At 50.2% G+C, this 19985-nt stretch carries 16 protein-coding genes; 7 read left to right on the plus strand and 9 right to left on the minus strand.

Going from position 1 to position 19985, the window contains the following annotated elements; all coding sequences use genetic code 11:
- The first annotated feature begins 58 nt into the window (after positions 1-58).
- The 3 genes from J2X05_RS12770 (at position 59) to J2X05_RS12780 (ending at position 4938) form a co-directional block, all read left to right on the plus strand.
- The gene (locus tag J2X05_RS12770) at positions 59-3202 is read left to right on the plus strand and encodes a TonB-dependent receptor (RefSeq protein ID WP_310073013.1); all 3144 of its coding nucleotides are present in this window, start codon (positions 59-61) and stop codon (positions 3200-3202) included.
- 164 nt (positions 3203-3366) lie between these two features.
- The gene (locus J2X05_RS12775; protein ID WP_310073014.1) at positions 3367-4134 is read left to right on the plus strand and encodes a DNA/RNA non-specific endonuclease; all 768 of its coding nucleotides are present in this window, start codon (positions 3367-3369) and stop codon (positions 4132-4134) included.
- Between the two features lie 294 nt (positions 4135-4428).
- Entirely contained in the window at positions 4429-4938 is a 510-nt protein-coding gene (locus tag J2X05_RS12780; protein ID WP_310073016.1) for a cupin domain-containing protein, read from the plus strand.
- Positions 4939-4950: 12 nt separating this feature from the next.
- Here J2X05_RS12780 and J2X05_RS12785 read toward each other — a convergent pair whose 3' ends face one another.
- The 9 genes from J2X05_RS12785 to xdhA form a co-directional block, all read right to left on the minus strand.
- Positions 4951-6282, minus strand: coding sequence for a CAP domain-containing protein (locus J2X05_RS12785; protein ID WP_310073018.1), 1332 nt, complete (start codon positions 6280-6282; stop codon positions 4951-4953).
- A 71-nt stretch (positions 6283-6353) separates the two neighbouring features.
- Positions 6354-6662 (minus strand): DUF1330 domain-containing protein, encoded by a 309-nt coding sequence (locus J2X05_RS12790; RefSeq protein ID WP_310073019.1) that lies wholly within the window; start codon positions 6660-6662, stop codon positions 6354-6356.
- 18 nt (positions 6663-6680) lie between these two features.
- Positions 6681-7904 (minus strand): urate hydroxylase PuuD, encoded by a 1224-nt coding sequence (locus J2X05_RS12795; protein ID WP_310073020.1) that lies wholly within the window; start codon positions 7902-7904, stop codon positions 6681-6683.
- Positions 7892-9232, minus strand: a complete 1341-nt coding sequence (gene guaD, locus J2X05_RS12800) for a guanine deaminase (protein ID WP_310073023.1) — start codon at positions 9230-9232, stop codon at positions 7892-7894. Before guaD ends, J2X05_RS12795 begins: the two co-directional genes overlap by 13 nt.
- 114 nt (positions 9233-9346) lie before the next feature.
- The gene (uraH, locus tag J2X05_RS12805) at positions 9347-9685 is read right to left on the minus strand and encodes a hydroxyisourate hydrolase (protein WP_310073025.1); all 339 of its coding nucleotides are present in this window, start codon (positions 9683-9685) and stop codon (positions 9347-9349) included.
- Between the two features lie 23 nt (positions 9686-9708).
- Positions 9709-10209, minus strand: a complete 501-nt coding sequence (gene uraD / locus J2X05_RS12810) for a 2-oxo-4-hydroxy-4-carboxy-5-ureidoimidazoline decarboxylase (RefSeq protein ID WP_310073028.1) — start codon at positions 10207-10209, stop codon at positions 9709-9711.
- 23 nt (positions 10210-10232) lie between these two features.
- Entirely contained in the window at positions 10233-11093 is an 861-nt protein-coding gene (xdhC, locus tag J2X05_RS12815) for a xanthine dehydrogenase accessory protein XdhC (RefSeq protein ID WP_310073030.1), read from the minus strand.
- The gene (xdhB, locus tag J2X05_RS12820) at positions 11093-13477 is read right to left on the minus strand and encodes a xanthine dehydrogenase molybdopterin binding subunit (RefSeq protein WP_310073032.1); all 2385 of its coding nucleotides are present in this window, start codon (positions 13475-13477) and stop codon (positions 11093-11095) included. Before xdhB ends, xdhC begins: the two co-directional genes overlap by 1 nt.
- Positions 13470-14972 (minus strand): xanthine dehydrogenase small subunit, encoded by a 1503-nt coding sequence (xdhA, locus tag J2X05_RS12825; protein ID WP_310073034.1) that lies wholly within the window; start codon positions 14970-14972, stop codon positions 13470-13472. Before xdhA ends, xdhB begins: the two co-directional genes overlap by 8 nt.
- 244 nt (positions 14973-15216) lie before the next feature.
- Between xdhA and J2X05_RS12830 the strand changes: the two genes are divergently transcribed.
- The 4 genes from J2X05_RS12830 (at position 15217) to J2X05_RS12845 (ending at position 19977) form a co-directional block, all read left to right on the plus strand.
- Complete coding sequence (locus J2X05_RS12830; protein WP_310073035.1) at positions 15217-16788, plus strand: ABC transporter ATP-binding protein; 1572 nt, start codon at positions 15217-15219, stop codon at positions 16786-16788.
- Complete coding sequence (locus J2X05_RS12835; protein WP_310073038.1) at positions 16778-17860, plus strand: ABC transporter permease; 1083 nt, start codon at positions 16778-16780, stop codon at positions 17858-17860. The genes J2X05_RS12830 and J2X05_RS12835 overlap by 11 nt, the downstream gene beginning before the upstream one ends.
- A 34-nt stretch (positions 17861-17894) precedes the next feature.
- Positions 17895-18821, plus strand: coding sequence for an ABC transporter permease (locus J2X05_RS12840; RefSeq protein WP_310073040.1), 927 nt, complete (start codon positions 17895-17897; stop codon positions 18819-18821).
- 73 nt (positions 18822-18894) lie between these two features.
- Positions 18895-19977, plus strand: a complete 1083-nt coding sequence (locus J2X05_RS12845; RefSeq protein ID WP_310073042.1) for a BMP family ABC transporter substrate-binding protein — start codon at positions 18895-18897, stop codon at positions 19975-19977.
- Positions 19978-19985: the final 8 nt, after the last annotated feature.

Raw genomic sequence — 19985 nt, forward strand, 5'->3', positions numbered from 1 at the left:
AGCTCGGTAGCGAGCACCGTTATTCACCACATCATTACCATTGCTTAGGGAACACACTATGAAACCGCTCATGAAAAGAAGCACACTCTGCCTGGCGATTGCCGCCGGTATTTCCGGTTACGCCCATGGCCAGGACACCAGCTCGGCGATCCTGGGCAAGATCACCGCACCAGATGGTTCACCCGCTGCTGACACTCGCATCATCGTTTTGCACGAGCCGTCCGGCACTGTCAGCGAAGTGAAAACCAACAGCGCCGGTAGCTATTCCATGAAAGGCCTGCGCATCGGCGGCCCTTACAAAATCACCATCGATTCCGATAGCTACCGCGACGCGGAAATGCGCGATTTGTTTCTGCAATTGGGCAAGACCCTGCGCCTCGACCAAACCCTCGAAACCCTTGATGCCAGCGATCTGGAAGAAGTGGTCGTGATCGGCACCGTCATCCCCTCCAGCACCAAGGGCGCCAGCTCGGTATTCAGTGAGGATGACATCAACAATACCCCGGCATTCGGGCGCGATATTAAAGACATTATCCGCAGCAACCCGCTGGTCGTTATCCAGGATGGCCAGCTGAGCATCGCCGGTAGCAACCCGCGCTTTAACAACATCACCGTGGACGGTATGGGCCAGAACGATGACTTTGGCCTCAACCTTGGCGGCTACCCAAGCTCGCGCCCACCCGTATCACTCGATGCGGTAAGCCAAATCAGCGTCAACACCGCGCCCTTTACCGCAAAAGTGGGTGGTTTCTCTGGCGGTTTGGTGAATGTGGTAACCAAGTCCGGCACCAATGATTTACATGGCTCGATACGTGCTGACGGCACTAACGACAGCCTTTCAGGCGACCCTGAAACCGGTGATCTGGATCTGGGCGAAGAAAACTCTATGGGGCTTACACTCGGCGGCCCGATTCTGCAGGACAAAGCGTTTTATTTTGTCTCTTACGAAAGTCTGGAGCAGGACAACTCCGCACTCTTTGGTGTAAATGGCTCGGGCGCCAACACCAGCAATGTCACACCGGCTGACTATGCGCAGTTTTTGCAGACACTGAACGACGTCTACGGCCTGACCGATTCGGTCGCTGGTGGCGTGGGTGAGCGCGACGAAAAACTGCTGGTCAAGTTTGATGTAAACCTGAGCGATGCACACCGCATGGATTTCAGCTACCAGCGGCAGGATAACGAACTGGATCGCAACAGCCCGGACCAAGCCTTCCAGTTGCGCATGGACTCCAACTTTTTCACCATCAAGACAGTATCGGACACCTACAGTACCCATGTTTTCTCTGACTGGACTGATGCATTTAGCACCGCGATTGGCTTGTCCTACAAAGACCTGACAACGGATTCACAGAAGAAAACTGACCTGGGTCAGGTAACGGTCAATATCGGCAGCAACGCCATAGTGTTTGGTACCGATGCCGCGCGCCACGCCAATGTCGCCGACACCCAAACCTTGCAATTGCATCTGGATGGCACCTATTTGATGGGTGACCACGAACTGCGTTTTGGCTATCAGGGCCAGAGCGTGACCTACTACAACCTGTTTGGCCAACACACCTCAGGCACCTGGGTGTTCAGAAGCCTCGCCGATTTTGCGGCCAAAAAACCTTCCCAGCTCACCTACCGCAACGCCTATACCAATAATGCCGAAGATCTGGCCTATGAAGCGGAACGCACTACCCACGCGCTTTATGGGGAAGATAGCTGGACAGTCACACCGGATTTGTTACTCACCTTCGGCCTGCGCTATGAGCAGATCGCATCCGATGATGTACCCGCCGAAAACCCACGCTTTATGACCAGCTACGGTTACACCAATACCGAAAACCTGGACGGACTGGACATCATCCTGCCAAGGATCAACTTTAACTGGGACTTGAACGAGACCATGACCCTGCGCGGTGGTATCGGCCGTTTTAGCGGTGGCAAACCCAACGTCTGGGTCGCCAACTCCTTCACTGCCGATGGCATGACCGCTGTGGCTGCACCTAACAGTGCCACCAACGCTGCGATAGCTATTCCCGCTAATGTCGATTTCACTCAAGTACCCGACTCGGTCGAAGCCTCACTGGTCAGAGGCGCTGGCAGCACCGCCTATGTCGATCCGGACTATGAGCTGGAATCGGATTGGCGCTACCAATTGGGCTGGGATCAGGAGCTGAACATTCCCTACCTGGGTGATGGCTACCTGTGGAGCACCGAGCTCAACTATATCGACAAGGAGAACTCCTCCTTCTGGGTGGACACCTCGCGCGAGGAAGCACGGCGCACTGCCGACGGTAAACGCATCATTTATCGCAGTAGATACACAGGCAACCTGGCGGAAATTTCCGACATCATGCTCACCAATGCCGACAAAGATGGCCGCAGCATCATCTGGACCACCAACATCAGTAAGGATTGGGACAACGGCGTAAATATGTTCGCGGCCTACACCCATCAAGACGTAACCGAGGTCAACCCGGGCACCAACTCCACCGCCGCCTCCAACTACAACTTCAACATGACCATCAACCGCAACGAAGAATTGGTGGGCACCAGTAACTACGAAATTGAACACCGTGTTGTGCTCAACCTGGGTTATACCGCCAACTGGTTTGGCGACAATGAAACACGCATCAACCTCGCCTTTGAACGCCGTTCCGGTCGCCCGTTGAGCTGGGCGCTGGATTCGTTTAACGACAACGACCTGGGCGATCAGCGCGAATTCCAAAGCAGCGATGCCTACCTGCCCTACATTCCCACCGGCCCCAACGACCCTAATATCGATTGGGCGGGCAGTGACTGGCCGGGTGCAACAACCCCCGAACAAAAATACGCCGCCATGTTGGACGTTATCAAAGGCGCGGGTGTTGAGGGTTACGCAGGCGGATATGTACCTAAAAACATCGCTACCCAACCCTGGGTGACCGACCTGGATTTAAGCATCCAGCAAGATATCCCCGGTTTTGCGGACGGCCATAAGGGCACCATCTACTTCACCATCGACAACTTGCTCAACCTGCTCGACAGCAGCAAAGGCCAGGTACGCCGCATGGAGTTCCCACAGCAAACATTGTGGGATTACGACGTAAACGCCATCACCGGCCAATACCAATACGACGTGCGCTTCAACGGCACCAACACCAAAAACTGGACTGAGTACGTGCCAGAAGAATCGGTGTGGCGCTTGAAGTTGGGCGTCAGCTACAGCTTCTAACCCTACCTCGCTTTCCCGTTAACGAACGCAGCTCCCGCCCTTTTGCCTCCTGGCAAAAGGGTTTGGGCAAGCTCGCGCTCAATTCCGGGCTTTTCACCTGTTCCACCGTTATTAACCCACCAATGCAACCTTTATTAATCCGCTGATATAAGGAGTTACGTGTTATGAAAAAGCTCGCCCTTGGTTTAATCGCGTTCGCCGCACTCTGCTCTGCCACCACCCAAGCCGCCAACTGCGTTTACGGCTGCCCCACCGGAAAATCCGGTCAAGTCGTCACCCGTTCGATCTACACCATCAGCAATAACGCCACCACCAAGTTCGCCGATTGGGCTGCATATCAAGTGACATCAGCTACCATTGATGGCCCCTCGCGCACCCGCACCTGGAAAGCCGACCCGAGCATCACCGCCGCCAATACCCTTGAACCCGCTGATTACACCAACGCCGCCGCACAACTGGGTACCGACCGCGGCCATCAAGTTCCTCTCGCAGCCTTTAGCAATACCGCCGATTGGGCGACCACCAATTATTTATCCAACATCACCCCACAAGCCGCTGAATTGAATCAAGGCCCTTGGGAGCGATTGGAAAATGCCGAGCGTGTTATTGCGCGCAGCGGCCAACCCGTTTTTGTCGTCACCGGCCCACTGTATGAATGGTATTTCGGCTCACTGCCGGGTGCCGATGAATCGCACATCATTCCGTCCGGCTATTACAAAGTGGTCATCGCCGTTATCAGCGGCACAGTAAAAGCGTCGGCCTTCATCATGGAACAAGACTCTGCGCGCGCCGATAATTTCTGCAGCAAAGAAGTGACTATCGATGAAGTTGAACTGCGTGCAGGCATCAACGTGATGCCCACTTTATCCACAACAATTCAAGCTCCGGTTGAACGGAGTTATGGCGGCCTGAAAAGCCAATTAGGTTGTTAACCGGGTTCGTGTTGTTCTCATGAGTGCCCCACTTGAGCGGGTTCGCCCGCTCCTTTTTTTGCGCAGGTTTTATTGAAATTAATGGCACTAAATTTGATGTGATTCTGTGGTCAGCTTTTTTAACATCGCCAACACTGACACGCGCCCAATGTCATTCAATACACTGCACAGAGATGAGCAATCACAATGAGAATTAACCATTTTCCGCACCTTTTTATTACAGCATCATTCTGCTTTTTGTTAGCCTGCAGTTCCACCAGTACAACACTGCAAAACGCGAGCACTAACAACACTATGAACACCACCAAACCCAGTGCAGAAGAGGTTGCCAAAGCATTAAATCTCTCCGGCCATCTTGAAGGTGGATTTTTCCGTCGCACCTATCAAGCCAATGACTACGCAAAACTGTCTACCGACAAGGGCGAGCGTTTTATCCTCACCTCGATTTTTTATATGCTGACCAGTCAATCGCCTATCGGCCATTTTCATCTCAACAAATCCGACATAGTCCACTACTACCACATGGGCGATCCGATCCGTTACACACTGATTTATCCCGACGGCAAACTCGAACAAGTGATTATGGGCAGCGATGTCACCAAAGGGGAATTGTTACAACTCACAGTGAAAGGCGGCATTTGGAAATCATCGGAATTATTAGCAGGCGAACACGGCTACGGTTTGATCAGCGAAGCGGTGTCACCAGGATTTGATTATGCGGATATGACGTTGGGGACATACGAATTGCTGAAGGAAAAATTCCCGCAGCATTGGGAATTGATTGAACGGTTGATTAAACAATAAAGCAACCGATCCTTACCAATTAACCACATCAATTGCATTACCGCTTTTTATAACATCAACCTTTTCATTGGCGCTGTTGACCTGCAATGTATGATAAACCGCAGCGCCCAATGAATCACCGGTGATCGTCAGATTGTAAGTACCATTGCTGACCGGAATCGTATAGGCACCGGTCGCGTAAACCGGATAAGATTTGCCATTGAAACTAATGGTGACACCACTCATACCTTCACCCACATCGTAAAAATCATTGTTATTGTTATCGCTATACACAACGCCAGTTAAATAATAACTGGAACCGGAGCGGGCAAAGTTCTGCGTTAACATGGAGGATAAATAATTAGTGCCATTCGATAAAAAATATCCCTGTTTCTGCCCAACTCCCAATTCGCGAAAATTGCCATTCAGGATATTGACTCTATGGCCCGGCGATTTAAATAAACCTTCGTGTTGCGAAACGGCATAACTGGTTAAATTAATACTCGCACCGGTAGTACCACCCCAGGCGATATTTTCGCCGCTTGTCCAACTACCCGAAAAAACATAACCCGCAGCAATCATCCGCTCAGTAGCGCTACTATTATTGTTACCTGTGTGCGAAAAAATATCCGCATCCAACATCCACTGCGAATGGATGCGCGCCGAATCAATTAACAATAAATTGTGTGCGAGTGGCTGTTTGGCAGCAGCGGTAATGGGCGTTCCGGTAATGCCATCATTTAAACCAATCCCCAAACGTGTAGCTTCGGCCTCCGGATTGGCGCGCGCACGGTTTACCAACTCAACTACCAACACTTCTTGCGCTGTCGGCTGTTTAGCTAAATCAATGAGTGACGGTGTTGCACTGACTTCACTGCTCGCCACACTTTCTGCGCCCGCACTTACCGCTGTGACCACGAAATAATAAGTCTCATCGTTGCGCAATGAACTAATCACACGCGGTGATGTAACATTTTGCAGACGGGTGCCATCATCAAAACTGGCGATATTAGCAATTAAAATATTCGCTTCAGATGCGTAGTAAATATTGTAACCAGTTGCACCAACCACTGGATTCCAGGTGAGCGTCACCGAGCCATTTGCGGGAACAGCTGAAATGTTTTGCGGCGCTGTAAGAGAAATAATTGATGATGCTGAAGATGAAGACGGGATGCTACTAGCTGAACTCATACTGCCAGGTGGCTGACTCGACAGGGTTGCACTGGAAGGCACAATACTCGCGGCGGATGACGCTGGCCTCGATGATGCGGGAGTATTGGAACCGCCCCCCGAACCACCGCAAGATATAAGCGTTAATAATATAAAAAAAGAAAACAACCGCACTATTAGTGATGAGAAATTCATTGCGACACCTTGGAATCTATTCAGTGCCAAGATGGTAACAAGTGCGGTGAGATCTAAATGAGAAGGGTTACTCAGCTTGCAGTGAAATCCACACTCCCCTCCACAATAATCATATTCGCACTGGCATTGGCATTGCGCAGCGCATGGATGGGCGCATATTCAGCACAAGTCGCCCAGTGGTTGGCGATAGCAAGATCGGGAAATTCCATCACCACCAAGCGTTTAGGTTGCCAATTACCACTGACCACTTGTGTCTGTGCACCGCGCACTAGATAGCGGCCGTTACAGGCAGCAACAGTGGGCGTTATTTTAGCGAGATACTCTTTATAGTTTTCCGGATTGTGCACTTCTATATCGACAATCACATAGGCAGCCATCATTTTTTCCTTACAAAAATATTATTGCGCACTGAGCCAGTCAATTAATGTTTTGCGTTCAAGCTCAGTCATCTGGTGAAAATTGCCAAGCGGCATATAACCAGATTGTAATGCGGGCAAGGCGCGAATTTTTTGTACCGCAAGGCCAGTTGCAGAATCAATAATCAAACCGGCTGGTGCTGCTGCGAAACCGGGTTGCGATGGTGTAGCTGCATGGCAATTAGTACAGTGCACCTGAATGAGCTGGGTGATTTTTGCAGTCTCTATTGAAGCGGTTTCTGCGGTTTTTTGAATAGCACTGCCACCACCAACTGCACTGGTGTTTGTCGATGTGATCGACATCAACACAGCTATTACAATAATCCCAAGTAAACTGGTCACTAAAATGATTGGCTTCACATAACCCAAATGTTTAAGGTTAAAAAAGTGTCGCCCCCACGCCAAACATACACCAATTCCCACCAACACCAACCACGAATAAGCGTGACTATAGAGAAATGAATAGTGGTTGCTGAGCATGCAAAAAATAACCGGCAAGGTTAAATAGTTATTGTGCGTAGAGCGCAACTTTGCAAATGCCATGGCGCAAGTATCCGGCGCTTCATTATTACTGACGGCGGCAACAAATTTACGCTGTGCCGGCATAATCCCCCAAAACACATTACCGGCCATCCAGGTCGCAATCATCGCCCCCACATGTAAATACGCTGCACGCGCTGAAAATAATTGATGTGCGATATAACTCGCCAAGCTAATAATAACCAGCAGTGCGACGGCGATAACCAAACCACGTTTTACTAAAGGTGTGCGCAATAGTAATTCATAAACCAATTGCCCACCGAGAATAAACGCTATGCTGGCGACCACCGCCAACCCCGACGATTGAATCAGCGTGTTGTGACCCACCAAATAGGTTTGCGCTTGCAGGTAGTACATTAAAATTAATAAACCTGTACCGCTCAGCCAGGTGCTGTAAGCCTCCCACTTGAACCAATGCAATTTCACCGGCATTTCGGGCGGACGCAATTGGTATTTGGCGACCTCATAAATTCCACCGCCGTGAATTGCCCACAAATCCCCTTTCACCCCTTGATCCGTTTTCCATTGCGGCGGTGTGCGCAAACTTAAATCCAACCAGATAAAATAAAATGATGCACCTATCCAGGCAATGCCAGCGACCACATGAAACCAGCGAAAGGCGAGGTTCAACCACTCCAGCACCAGCGGGTTAATTAATCCATCCATACTAATGCTCCCTGTGTGCTATCGGTGCGGCGAAACGCCAGCTTACCCATGATATAAGCGCGCGCGATATTGTGCTCATCGCCCAAAGTCATTAATGCAAAGAGTTTTTCCGATAAGCTCTGCGCGGTTGATTGCCGCAGCGCTTGTAAAGGTGTTGCACCCAAATTGATAAGAATAAAATCTGCTTCCTTTCCCTTTTCAAAATTGCCGATGCAATGATCCAATTGCAGGGCGCGTGCATTACCCAATGTAGCCATATAAAACCCTTTTAACGGATGCAAACATTGCCCTTGCAGTTGCAATACCTTGTAGGCTTCGGCAAGGGTGCGCAATTGCGAAAAACTGGTGCCACCACCAATATCGGTAGCCAGGCTTACGGGAATTCCTGCGGCCTCCAAGCGCGCCATATTCAGCAGGCCACTGCCGAGAAATAAATTGGATGTAGGGCAAAATGCAACACCGGATTGTGTCTGCACCATGCGCACAACTTCTGCATCACTTAAATGGATACCGTGGCCAAATACACTGCGCGGCCCCAGCAAACCGTAATAGTCATAGACATCCAGGTAATCGCGCGCGCCCGGATAAAGTGATTTTATCCAGGCGATTTCCTGTTGGTTTTCCGAGAGATGGGTTTGCAAATAAATGCCGGGATAATCGCGATACAACTGTCCCGTTACTGCTAATTGTTCAGGTGAACTAGTGGGTGCAAAACGCGGTGTCAATGCGTACTGCAAACGCCCGTTGTTATGCCATAGCTCAATTAATTCACGGCAATCGGCATTACTGCTTGCCGGGGTATCCAATAATTCTGCAGGCGCATGGCGATCCATCATCACTTTGCCGGCAATCATCCGCATATTCATTTTTTCGGCGGCTGAAAAAAATGCATGCGTTGATTGGGCGAACACTGTGGTATACACCATCGCCGTAGTGGTGCCATTTTGTAACAGGAATTTTAAGAAGGCATCGGCAGCAACAGCAGCAAAATCAGGATCAGAAAATTGCAATTCCGTCGGAAAGGTGTAGTTATTCAGCCAATCCAATAACTGTTCGCCGTAAGAGGCAATCACGCTGGTTTGCGGATAGTGAATATGGCTGTCGATAAACCCCGGCATCAATAAGTACTCGGGCGTATGGCGGCACTGCTGCAAATCCAGCCCCTGCCGCGCCATATCCTCGGCACTACCCAGCGCTTTGATGCGTCCGTTTTCCACCAGCAACACGCCATCGTCAAAGTATTCCATCCCCGCACCCGTAAGCGGATCAGGCACATCAGTAAAATGTAAAATTCGCGTGCGAAATGCACTTACATCAGAAGCAGTCATAACCAGCCTTAGAACTTAAAATATTTACTTCGTCATACCCGCGAACGCGGGTATCCATAACTGTCAACAACTTGGACTCCTGTTTTCGCAGGAGTGACGATTCCCATCATCAATCTAGCTGCCGCGATAGGTTGAATAGCCATAAGCATTCAGCAGTAGCGGTACGTGATAATGCTCGTGCACATTAACCACCTGAAAACTGATTTGAATTTCCGGATAAAAGCTGTTTTTCCCCTGTTGCAGGTACCAATCGCCGATGGCGAAATACAACAGATAGGAACCAGCTTGTAATGTGAAATCATTTTCCCAGTGCATGATGCGACCATCAGCATCGGTTGTGGCGCTGGCAATGGGCAGATTGGTGTCCAGACGATGCAAAGTAACCCGCACATCGGCAGCAGGCTTGCCTGCGTCCAAATTTAAAATGTGGGTGGTGATAGCTGCTTTTTTCATAATCTTTTTCCGTCAATCATTTATTAACCATCAATTAATTTGGCGATGCGCAAACGTGTAATCTCCCCCTGCTCACAGGCGCCATTTTGTAATTCCACTTCACGCGGGTTATCAATTCTGTCCTGAAGTAAACGCAACATTTCTTCTGCCGATTTACCGCTCGCGCAAACAATAAAAATAAAACCGTTTTTTGCTTCATATTCCTTATTGAGCTGATACAGCGCCTGAATAACCGCTTCACTCGCCTGCAACACCTGACCCTGCTCTTGCGTGGCACGCCCCGCATAACGGGAGCGGAGTAACTCGATATCGCCAATGCGCGCATGGCCGGAAAAAGCCTCAAGAATTTCCTTTTCCTCCACACCCGTCCAAAAACAATTGGCAGTGGTCAATAGTTTTTCCAAATTAGCAAAGGGGCGCCGTTCAGCCACATGTTTTGCCCAGGATTGGCAATGGCAACAACCGTAGAGCGCCGCCATAGCGTCTTCTTTTGGTAAGGCGTTAAATTCAGTTAGCGTCATCATTCAATCCTTTTAAAAATCGCACTCTATTCACACAAGATTCCCGTTGTCTTTTGCACTTGCATAATCGTTTTAATGTCGCGCCATGAAGTTGAGAGCCCTGACTGCACTGTCACACGCTGGTAATACAAGCTTTGCAATTGCGCCGCTATGGATACCGCCACTTCCATCGGCAATTTTCCTTTTACTTCAGGCAGACCAATCGGGCTGTAGATTTTTTCGATTGCTTGGGCTGCAAATCCGGCATCCACCAAACGTTTGCGAAAACGCAGCGCTTTGGTTTGCGAACCAATCATGCCTGCGTAGGCCCAGCGCTGATCGGATAACAATGTTTTGCACAGTGCATAATCCAAGGCGTGATCGTGGGTAAAAATAATCACCCAGGCATCATCCGGTAAGTGCGCAATTGTTTCAGTGGGATCGGCATAAAATTCGTAGCGGCAATTCGCTGGCAAACTATTGGTCATTAATTCCGGGCGATTATCGATAACCCGAACCTGACACGGCAGCCCCGCAAGAATAGTCACCAGTGATTGGCATACATGCCCTGCACCGAAGAGTGCAATCTGCCAACTGCAGGCCGCAAAGGCTTCAAGCATTACCGTCACATTGCCACCACAACATTGCGCCGCTTCGGCTGCAAGCGGGATGGGTTTTAATATCTGACAGGTTTTATTTTGCGCGAGCAGTTCACGCGCCTGCTGCACCAATAAAAATTCCAACTGGCCACCGCCGATAGTGTCGTAAGTAGCATCGGTGGTGATCACCATTTTGCTGCCGCCATCGCGCGGTGTTGAACCCTGAGTGTTAATAATGGTGGCGATCACATAACCACTGCCACGTTGTTGGCAGTGTTGGATTGCCGCTGACCAGTTGAGGATTGCCATTAGATTGCACCTCTTGTTACTAACGCTTTTGATTCACCAGGTTGATTAAACGCAATGCACTCTTGCAGTGCCCAATAAACTCGCTCGGGTGTTGCGGGTGTATCCAGACGCGGGCTGAATTGATAATTAGTCGTACTGCTGCAGGCATCGCGCAGCGCTGCCCACACCGAGATCGCCAACATCAACGGCGGTTCACCCACCGCTTTGGATAAATGTATGGTATTTTCCAAATTTGGCTCATCAAATAATTCCACATTAAAAATGTCCGGCACGTCAAACGCCGTGGGAATTTTATAATTTGCAGGGCTATTGGAAATAATGCGGCCCTTTTCATCCCACAATAATTCTTCTGTGGTCAGCCAACCCATACCCTGGATAAAACCACCTTCAATCTGGCCTATATCAATGGCAGGATTTAATGATTTACCAACGTCATGCAAAATATCCACACGTTCAACTTTATATTCACCCGTCAAACAATCGAGCGTCACTTCAGACACAGCTGCACCATTGGCGAAATATAAAAACGGCTGACCTTTAGCGGTAGCGCGATCATAGAAAATTTTGGGCGTGCGATAGTGCCCCGTTGCCGACAGCGCAACGCGATTGAGGTAAGCAAGTTTGATAAACGCAGGAAAAGCCAACTCCTGTTCACCGAGCACAACCACATCATTGTTAAATTGGATTTGTTCCGCCGTGATTTTAAAATGCTCGCACGCAAACACTATTAAATCGGCTTTGATTTTATCGCAGGCATCTTTGGCGGCCATCCCATTTAAATCAGTACCGGATGACGCCGCCGTGGGTGAAGTATTGGGCACTTTATCCGTACGTGTCGATGACACCATGACGCGATGCACGCTCACTCCAAATGCACTGGCAACAATTTGCTGGATTTTGGTGTAGAGCCCCTGCCCCATTTCGGTACCGCCGTGGTTAATCAGCAAACTGCCGTCGGTATAAATTTGCAGAAGTGCACCAGCTTGGTTGAGATGCTTGGCAGTAAAGGAAATACCAAATTTTACCGGCGTTAAGGCAATACCTTTTTTAAGCGTGCGATGGGTGTTATTAAATTCGGTGATGGCGACGCGGCGCGCGCGATAATCAGAACTTTTTTCCAAGCGCTCAATTAATTCTGGCAATACATGTTGCTCGATTTTTTGTCCATAAGGCGTTTCATCCGTACCCGGTTGATAGAGGTTAGCTTTGCGTACATCAAGCGGGTCTTTGCCAAGTGCGCGCGCTATATCCTCTAGCAGGGTTTCAATCGCCATCATCCCTTTTGGGCCACCAAAACCGCGAAAGGCGGTATTGGACACTGTGTGAGTTTTGCAGCGCAGGCCGAGAATGCGCGCGTTATTTAAAAAGTAGGCGTTGTCTGCATGGAACATGGCGCGATCGACAATGCCTTCCGACAAATCCGGTGAGAACCCGCACTTGCCCGCAAGCAACATATCCACACCGAGTAATTTTCCGTCGCTGTCGAAACCTGCTTTCCAGCGATTTAAAAAATCGTGACGCTTGCCAGTTTGGATCATGTCATCGCGGCGCGGCATGCGGTAGCGCACCGGGCGGCGATTGCGCTGTGCAAATAATGCGGCGATACATGCGAGCGGTGCGGCCTGACTTTCTTTGCCACCAAATCCCCCGCCCATTCGGCGAACTTCAGCGACCACCAAATGAAATGGAATCGCCAATACTTCAGCGACTAATTTTTGCAGTTCCGTGGGATGTTGCGATGAGCTGATAACATGAATGCCGCCATCTTCCGTCAGTCTCGCTTCGCTGATTTGTCCTTCCAGATAAAAATGTTCCTGCCCACGCACATAAATCTCACCGCTTAGTTGATGTGGTGCGGATTCGATATTCGCCTCCGGGTCGCCAAGCAGCAATTGGTGCTGCGGCAAAACAAAACTTTGTGCGGCGAGTGAATCTTCCACCGTTAATTGCGCTGGCAACTCTTCATAATCAATCTTTGCCAGGAGTGCGGCGCGTTGCGCTTCCACAAAACTGGTCGCAGCCACCGCAAAAATCGGTTGCCCAATAAATTCCACCACATCACCGGCAAGCAAGGGGTCACCCGCATACACAGGTGCGACATCCACTTTGCCGGGAATATCGCCTTGCACAATGACATCAATAACACCGGGAGCGGATTTAACCGCAGACAAATCCAGCGCACGAATACGCGCATGGGGTTTACTGGATTGGCCGGTGGCGACAAATAAAGTGCCGGGCATAAGCGGTAAATCATCCACATACTCCGCCGTACCTTGCACATGTTTGTGTGCGGATTCATGCGCGATGGAATGGCCTACTCCACCGGCGGCACTGCCCGTATGAGTAGCGGGCGATAATTCGGCATTAACAACGATTCTACGCATGGCTAAACAACCTCGTTTCAAGCGCTTTGCCCGAGGCTTCAGCCGCAAATTCATAACAGGCTTTTTTGAGCAGATTGCAGGCCATGGCCATGCGGTAAGCAGCGCTGGCGCGCACATCGCTCAAGGGCGAAAATTCGCTGTGCAACAAATCACAGGCTTGCGCAAGAATCTCTTCATCGACATCACCCGCCACACACCATTCCGTATTAGATAAAAATTGTTCGGTCATGCTGGCACGCTTGGGAATCGCGGCCATTCCACCAAAGGCAATTTTAAATTCGTTAGACGTTTGTCCACCCCAACAGAATGCCCCCATCACTGCCGAAATATCGTCTTCATAGCGTTTGGTGATTTTGAATAATTTGAGTGGCTGTGCGAGTTGCGCACGTGCAATGCGAATACGCGCGAGATATTCACCAACGCCCAGCGTTGTTTTTTTGTAGTCGCGATAAAAATTCGTCAGCAATTCACGACGAGCATTACCACTGCTATCAACTATTTCCAGCTCGGCATCCATCACCAATAGATACGGCGGAGCATCGGCAATCGGCGAGGCATTACAAATATTGCCTCCTAGCGTTCCGCGATTGCGAATTTGGCGCGAGCCCAAACGTGCGAGCAATGCAACAAATTCCGGCGAGAGATTCGCTAGCGCTTTTTCGATAGTGCTGTAATTTGCCGCTGCACCTAATACAACCTCATCGTCACTGATGTGGATTGCGCAGAGGCTGTCGATGCGATTAAGGTCAATCAGTTGCGGAAGTGACTTGTATTGCTGGGTAACTTCCAGCATCAAATCGGTTCCACCGGCAACAAGGCGCGCCTGCGGATATTCAACCAGCAAATGCTGTAGTGCCGCTTCGGTATGTGGCTGCCAATAATCGCTGACGCCATCGGACAAGTTTCTGCCGTAAGCGCGCGCAGGCTCGCCATCTATGCCCGCTAAAGGTGCATATGGCACCCAATTTTGCACAAAACTGGCCACTTGGGCAGGTTTTTTAAGGGCGGACAGGCCGGCATCGATAATCGGGCGATAACCCGTACAGCGACACAAATTGCCCGAGATTGCATCAATCACCGCTGCACGTTGCACCGCAATATCAGCCTCGGCCAAATCCGCGCCGCCCGCCAATTGCAGTCCCGCGAGCGACACAACAAAACCGGCCGTACAAAAACCGCACTGGGAACCGTGGCATTCCACCATCGCCGTCTGCACAGGATGCATTTCTTGCGGCGCTGCCGCCAAACCTTCTACCGTCACAATATGGCAATCCTGCAGACTGCCGAGCGGGCAAATACAGGCGTTGACTGTGCTGTAAGCCATAACATCCACGCCTTTGCGGCCAACCAACACAGTGCAGGCGCCGCAATCACCCGAGGCGCAACCCTCTTTGGTGCCCATCAGATGCTGCTGGCTACGCAGGTACTGCAACAGCGTCAGATCTGCCGCTGCCTCCGCCAACTCAACTGGAACATTGTTCACCACAAACCGCACAGACTTTCCTCCAACAGATCGACCCATGATTCAGGGCGAAGAACCTTTAAATGGTTATAGCCGATTTCAGCCAAACCGCTTTCTCTCCATCCTCGCTTTATCACCCAAAGCAAAAGTCTGGCCAGATAGACAATTTTTTATGAGTTTTTTACAGAGGCAGGTATTTCGCAGGCGCTGGCATGCAATTTGCTCAAACCAGTCTATCTTTTTGTCCAGATAGTCAGGTTTATGAGCGAGTTGGTTTATGTCTGAAAAAAAGGCCATGCGCCTTGAATTGCTTTCCCTCACCAAAGCCTATCCGGGCTGCATCGCGAATGACGCGGTGAGCCTGCAAGTGGCGCCAGGGGAAATTCATGCGCTGCTGGGGGAAAACGGCGCGGGTAAAAGTACGCTGATGAAAATGATCTACGGTGTAGTAAAACCCGATTCCGGGCAAATGACCTGGAATGATCGCGAGGTCAACATCACCGGCCCGGCTCACGCTCGCCAACTCGGCATGGGCATGGTGTTCCAGCACTTCTCGTTATTTGAAACATTAACAGTGACCGAAAATATCGCGCTCTATTTAACGCCTGCAGAATACGGCACGCTCGATTTACTGCGCGCACGCATTCTTGCGGTGGGCGATGAATACGGCCTCGCGATAAATCCTGACCGCCTCGTACACAGCCTGTCGGTCGGTGAACAGCAGCGCGTAGAAATTATTCGCTGCCTGTTGCAAGACATCCAACTTTTAATTCTCGATGAGCCCACCGCCGTACTCACTCCCCCCGAGGTAGCGCAGCTGATCGAGGTATTAAAAAAACTCGCGCACAAAGGGTGCAGCATTTTATTTATCTCGCACAAATTGCACGAAGTAAATGCACTCTGCGACAAGGCCACCATACTGCGCGGCGGCAAGGTGACGGGCACCTGTATTCCCCGCGAAACCAGCCCTGGCGAAATGGCGCGCTTGATGCTCGGCGATGAATTGGAATTACAAGACACCATGCCCGCTGGCAACGCCGGTGAATGCCTGCTCGCACTCGATAAGATTGAAGTAAAACCGCGCGATGCCTTTGCTATTCACTTGCAGGATATTGAATTGCAATTACATGCGGGCGAAATTCTCGGCCTCGCTGGGGTTGCCGGTAACGGGCAAGATGAATTGGTGGATTTAATTAATGGCGAGCTGGGCAGCGATAGCGGCAGTTTAATTTTTCACGGAAAAGATATTGGCAATACCAGTGTGCAGGAGCGGCGCAATATGGGGCTAGGCGTTGTCCCCGCTGACCGTATCGGGCGCGGCGCTCTCGGCAATATGAGTCTGACCGAAAATAATTTGTTAACCAGTTATATCAACCAAACCGGAAAATTCGGCTGGCTGAATTGGCCCGCAATAAAAGCGCGCGCTGCCGAGATCATCTCAACTTACAAAGTCAAAGCAACAGGCGCCGAGGCCAGCGCCAAAAGTCTCTCCGGTGGTAACTTGCAAAAATTTATTATCGGCCGCGAGATTTTGCAGAATCCAAACGTGTTGGTGTGTTTTCATCCTACCTGGGGCGTTGATGTAGGCGCTGCGAATTTAATCCACCAGGAGTTGATTAAATTGCGCGACAAAGGCGCCGCGATTTTGGTGATCAGCGAAGACCTCGACGAACTCTATTTATTGGCTGATCGACTCGGCGCATTGTGCGGCGGGCGCTTATCACCGCTCGCACCAAAATCTGCTGTCCCACTCGCGCAACTCGGCCAGTGGATGACCGGGAATTTTGGCACTCTATCTACAGGCATCTCTACAGACACTGCTGCGGCGGAGGTGGCCCATGCGCATTGAAAAACGCCTGCACGATTCGCAGCTGATGGTGTATTTGTCGCCGCTGCTCGCGCTCTTATTAACGCTAATTTCCGGCGCCTTATTATTTGCATTGCTCGGCCGCCCACCGCTCGGCAGCCTCTACACGTTTTTTATTGCACCGATCAGCGACCTCTATGGTCTTTCTGAGCTTGCGGTAAAAGTCACACCGCTGTTGCTCTGTGCAATTGGTTTAACACTCTGCTTTAAAGCAAAAATCTGGAATATCGGCGCTGAAGGCCAATTTGTTTTTGGTGCATTAATTGGTGGAGCGGTGACATTACAACTGGCGGAGAGCGAAGGCTTTTGGGTACTGCCGGTGATTATCGCCAGCGGTGCACTCGCCGGTATGGCTTGGGCGGCAATTGCGGCGCTTCTACTGACACGATTCAACGCCAATGAAATTCTCACCACGATTATGCTCAATTATATAGCGGTAAATTTATTGCTCTGGGCAGTGCATGGCCCTCTGAAAGATCCAGACGGGCTTAATTTTCCCGAGTCAGCACTGTTTGCGAGCCAGACATTATTACCGGTGTTATTTGAGGATTATCGCGTGAGCATCGCCATTTTTATTGCGCTGTTTATGTTGGTGGTGATTTGGGTGGTGCTCACGCGCACGCTACTCGGCTTTCAATTGCGTGTGATGGGCGAGAACCACAACGCTGCGCGCTTTGCGGGATTTAATAGCAAAAAATTAATCTGGTTGCTGCTGTGTTTCAGTGGCGCCATGGCCGGGGTAGCAGCGATTTCTGAAACCAATGGTCCGGTAGGGCAACTGATCCCCACGCTTTCACTTGGTTATGGTTACGCCGCCATTATTGTGGTGTTTATGGGGCGCATGCATCCGCTCGGCATTTTGCTCGCCAGTTGTTTACTAGGGCTGACTTATCTCGGCGGCGAGATGGCGCAAATCGATCAGGGTTTACCAAAATCCATCACCGGATTATTCCAGGGCATGTTGCTGTTCTATCTGCTTGCCTGTGACTTGTTGATTAGCTATCGCGTGGTACCGAATTCGCGCAGCGTTAAACCTTCAGCTATCACTCAATAACTCGCAATAAAATTAAGAACACAGGTAAGATTTTATGGATATAGGTTTGATCGAAAATATTCTCTTCGCAATGGTGCGCACCGGCACGCCGCTGCTGTTAGTGGCGCTGGGCGCGATGATGTCGGAGCGTTCAGGCGTATTAAACCTCGGGCAAGAGGGCATGATTTTAGTGGGTGCCGCCTGCGGATTTATCGCCGCTTATGCGGGTGGTAGTTTGGGTTTGGGAGTGCTCGCTGCCGTTGCAGCAGGTATTTTTGTCTCATTAATTTTTGCGTTTATCGCACTCACTTTAATTTCCAATCAAGTCGCCACCGGCCTTGCACTCACCATTTTCGGCACAGGCTTAAGCGCTTTTCTTGGCGCCGCTTATGTAGGCCAAACCGTTACTGGTTTTGCGCCAATTGCGATTCCGTTTTTAAGCGATATCCCACTTATCGGCCAGGCATTATTTGCGCAGGATTTATTGGTGTATCTCTCGTTTATTTTATTTGCCGCTGTATTTGTGGTGATGCGTTACACACGTTTGGGATTAATTATCCGCGCCGTCGGCGAGAACCCAGAAGTTGCCCACGCACTGGGCTACAAAGTAATGGTGGTGCGCTACTGCGCAGTCATGTTTGGTGGAGCCATGGCGGGATTAGCGGGTGCTTATTTATCTCTCGCTTACACGCCCATGTGGTCAGAGGGGATTGCGGCCGGGCGCGGTTGGATTGCACTGGCGTTAGTGGTATTTGCCAGCTGGCGCACCGAGCGCATTTTATTCGGCGCCTGGCTATTTGGTTTTGCGAGTATCCTGCATTTGTTATTGCAGGGTTACGGTTATGAAATTTCGCCCAACCTGCTCGCCATGTTGCCCTATGTAATCACGATTATTGTGTTGGTGATGATGATGTATCGCCAAAAAAATCAGGGCTTATTTGCGCCGCGCTCGCTCGGGCAACCCTATCATCCGTTGAAATAAATTGGCATCCACTCAAATAAATTTGTAACAGCTAAATTTTTAAAAAAACCAAAACATCACAAGAGGAACCATCATGACCCTGTTAACACGAAAAACATTTCTCCGGTTGCTGGGTGCAGCCTCGCTGCTCACTCTTAGCGCCAGCGTCTTCGCTGCGCCGTTAAAAGTCGGTTTTGTTTACGTCAGCCCGATTGGCGATGCCGGTTGGACTTACCAACACGATGAAGCGCGCAAAATTGTGCAAAAAGAATTTGGCGATAAAATCGAAACCACTTTTGTTGAAAGCGTGGCCGAAGGTGCAGACGCCGAGCGTGTGATTCGCAATATGGCCTCACGCGGTTACGATTTAATTTTCACCACCTCATTTGGTTACATGAACCCCACTATTAAAGTGGCCAAAATGTTTCCCAAAGTAAAATTCGAACACGCCACCGGTTATAAAACTGCCGCCAACGTCGGTAATTATCAAGCGCGCGATTACGAAGGCCGCTACCTCGCCGGTATGGTCGCTGGCGCTATGAGTAAAAAAGAAGTGATCGGTTACGTAGGCGCATTTCCGATTCCCGAAGTGATTCGCGGCATCAACTCCTTTATGCTCGGCGCGCAAGCGGTGAATCCGAATGTCAAAATGAAAGTGGTCTGGGTCAACACCTGGCACGACCCAGCCAAAGAGCGCGAAGCGGCGGAAAGTTTGATATTGCAAGGTGCCGATGTACTCACCATGCACACTGACTCTGCGGCCACCATTCAAGCTGCAGAAGCCAAAGGCATTTACTCGGTTGGATTCAATTCCGATATGAGCGCTTATGGCCCCAAAACCCATTTGACCTCATCTACCCAACACTGGGAGAGTATTTACAGCGCAAAAATCAAAGCGGTATTGGATGGCACCTGGAAGCCAGAGGCAATTTGGCATGGCTTGAAAGAAAATGTAGTCGCACTCTCGCCGATGAATCCGGTAGTGCCGAAAGAGGTTGTCGCCAAAGTAGATGCGTATAAAATGGAAATGATCGCGGGCAAACGCGCTGTCTATCAAGGCCCTATTTATGATCAGGCAGGCACGCTGAAAGTCGCAGAAGGGAAATCCCTGAGCGATGAAGAATTGCATCAGCAAAATTGGTATGTAAAAGGTATTGAAGGGAAAATTCCGCAGTAACACTAACG

Source organism: Cellvibrio fibrivorans (assembly GCF_031457055.1).
In the GTDB taxonomy this organism is placed as follows: Bacteria; Pseudomonadota; Gammaproteobacteria; order Pseudomonadales; family Cellvibrionaceae; genus Cellvibrio; species Cellvibrio fibrivorans.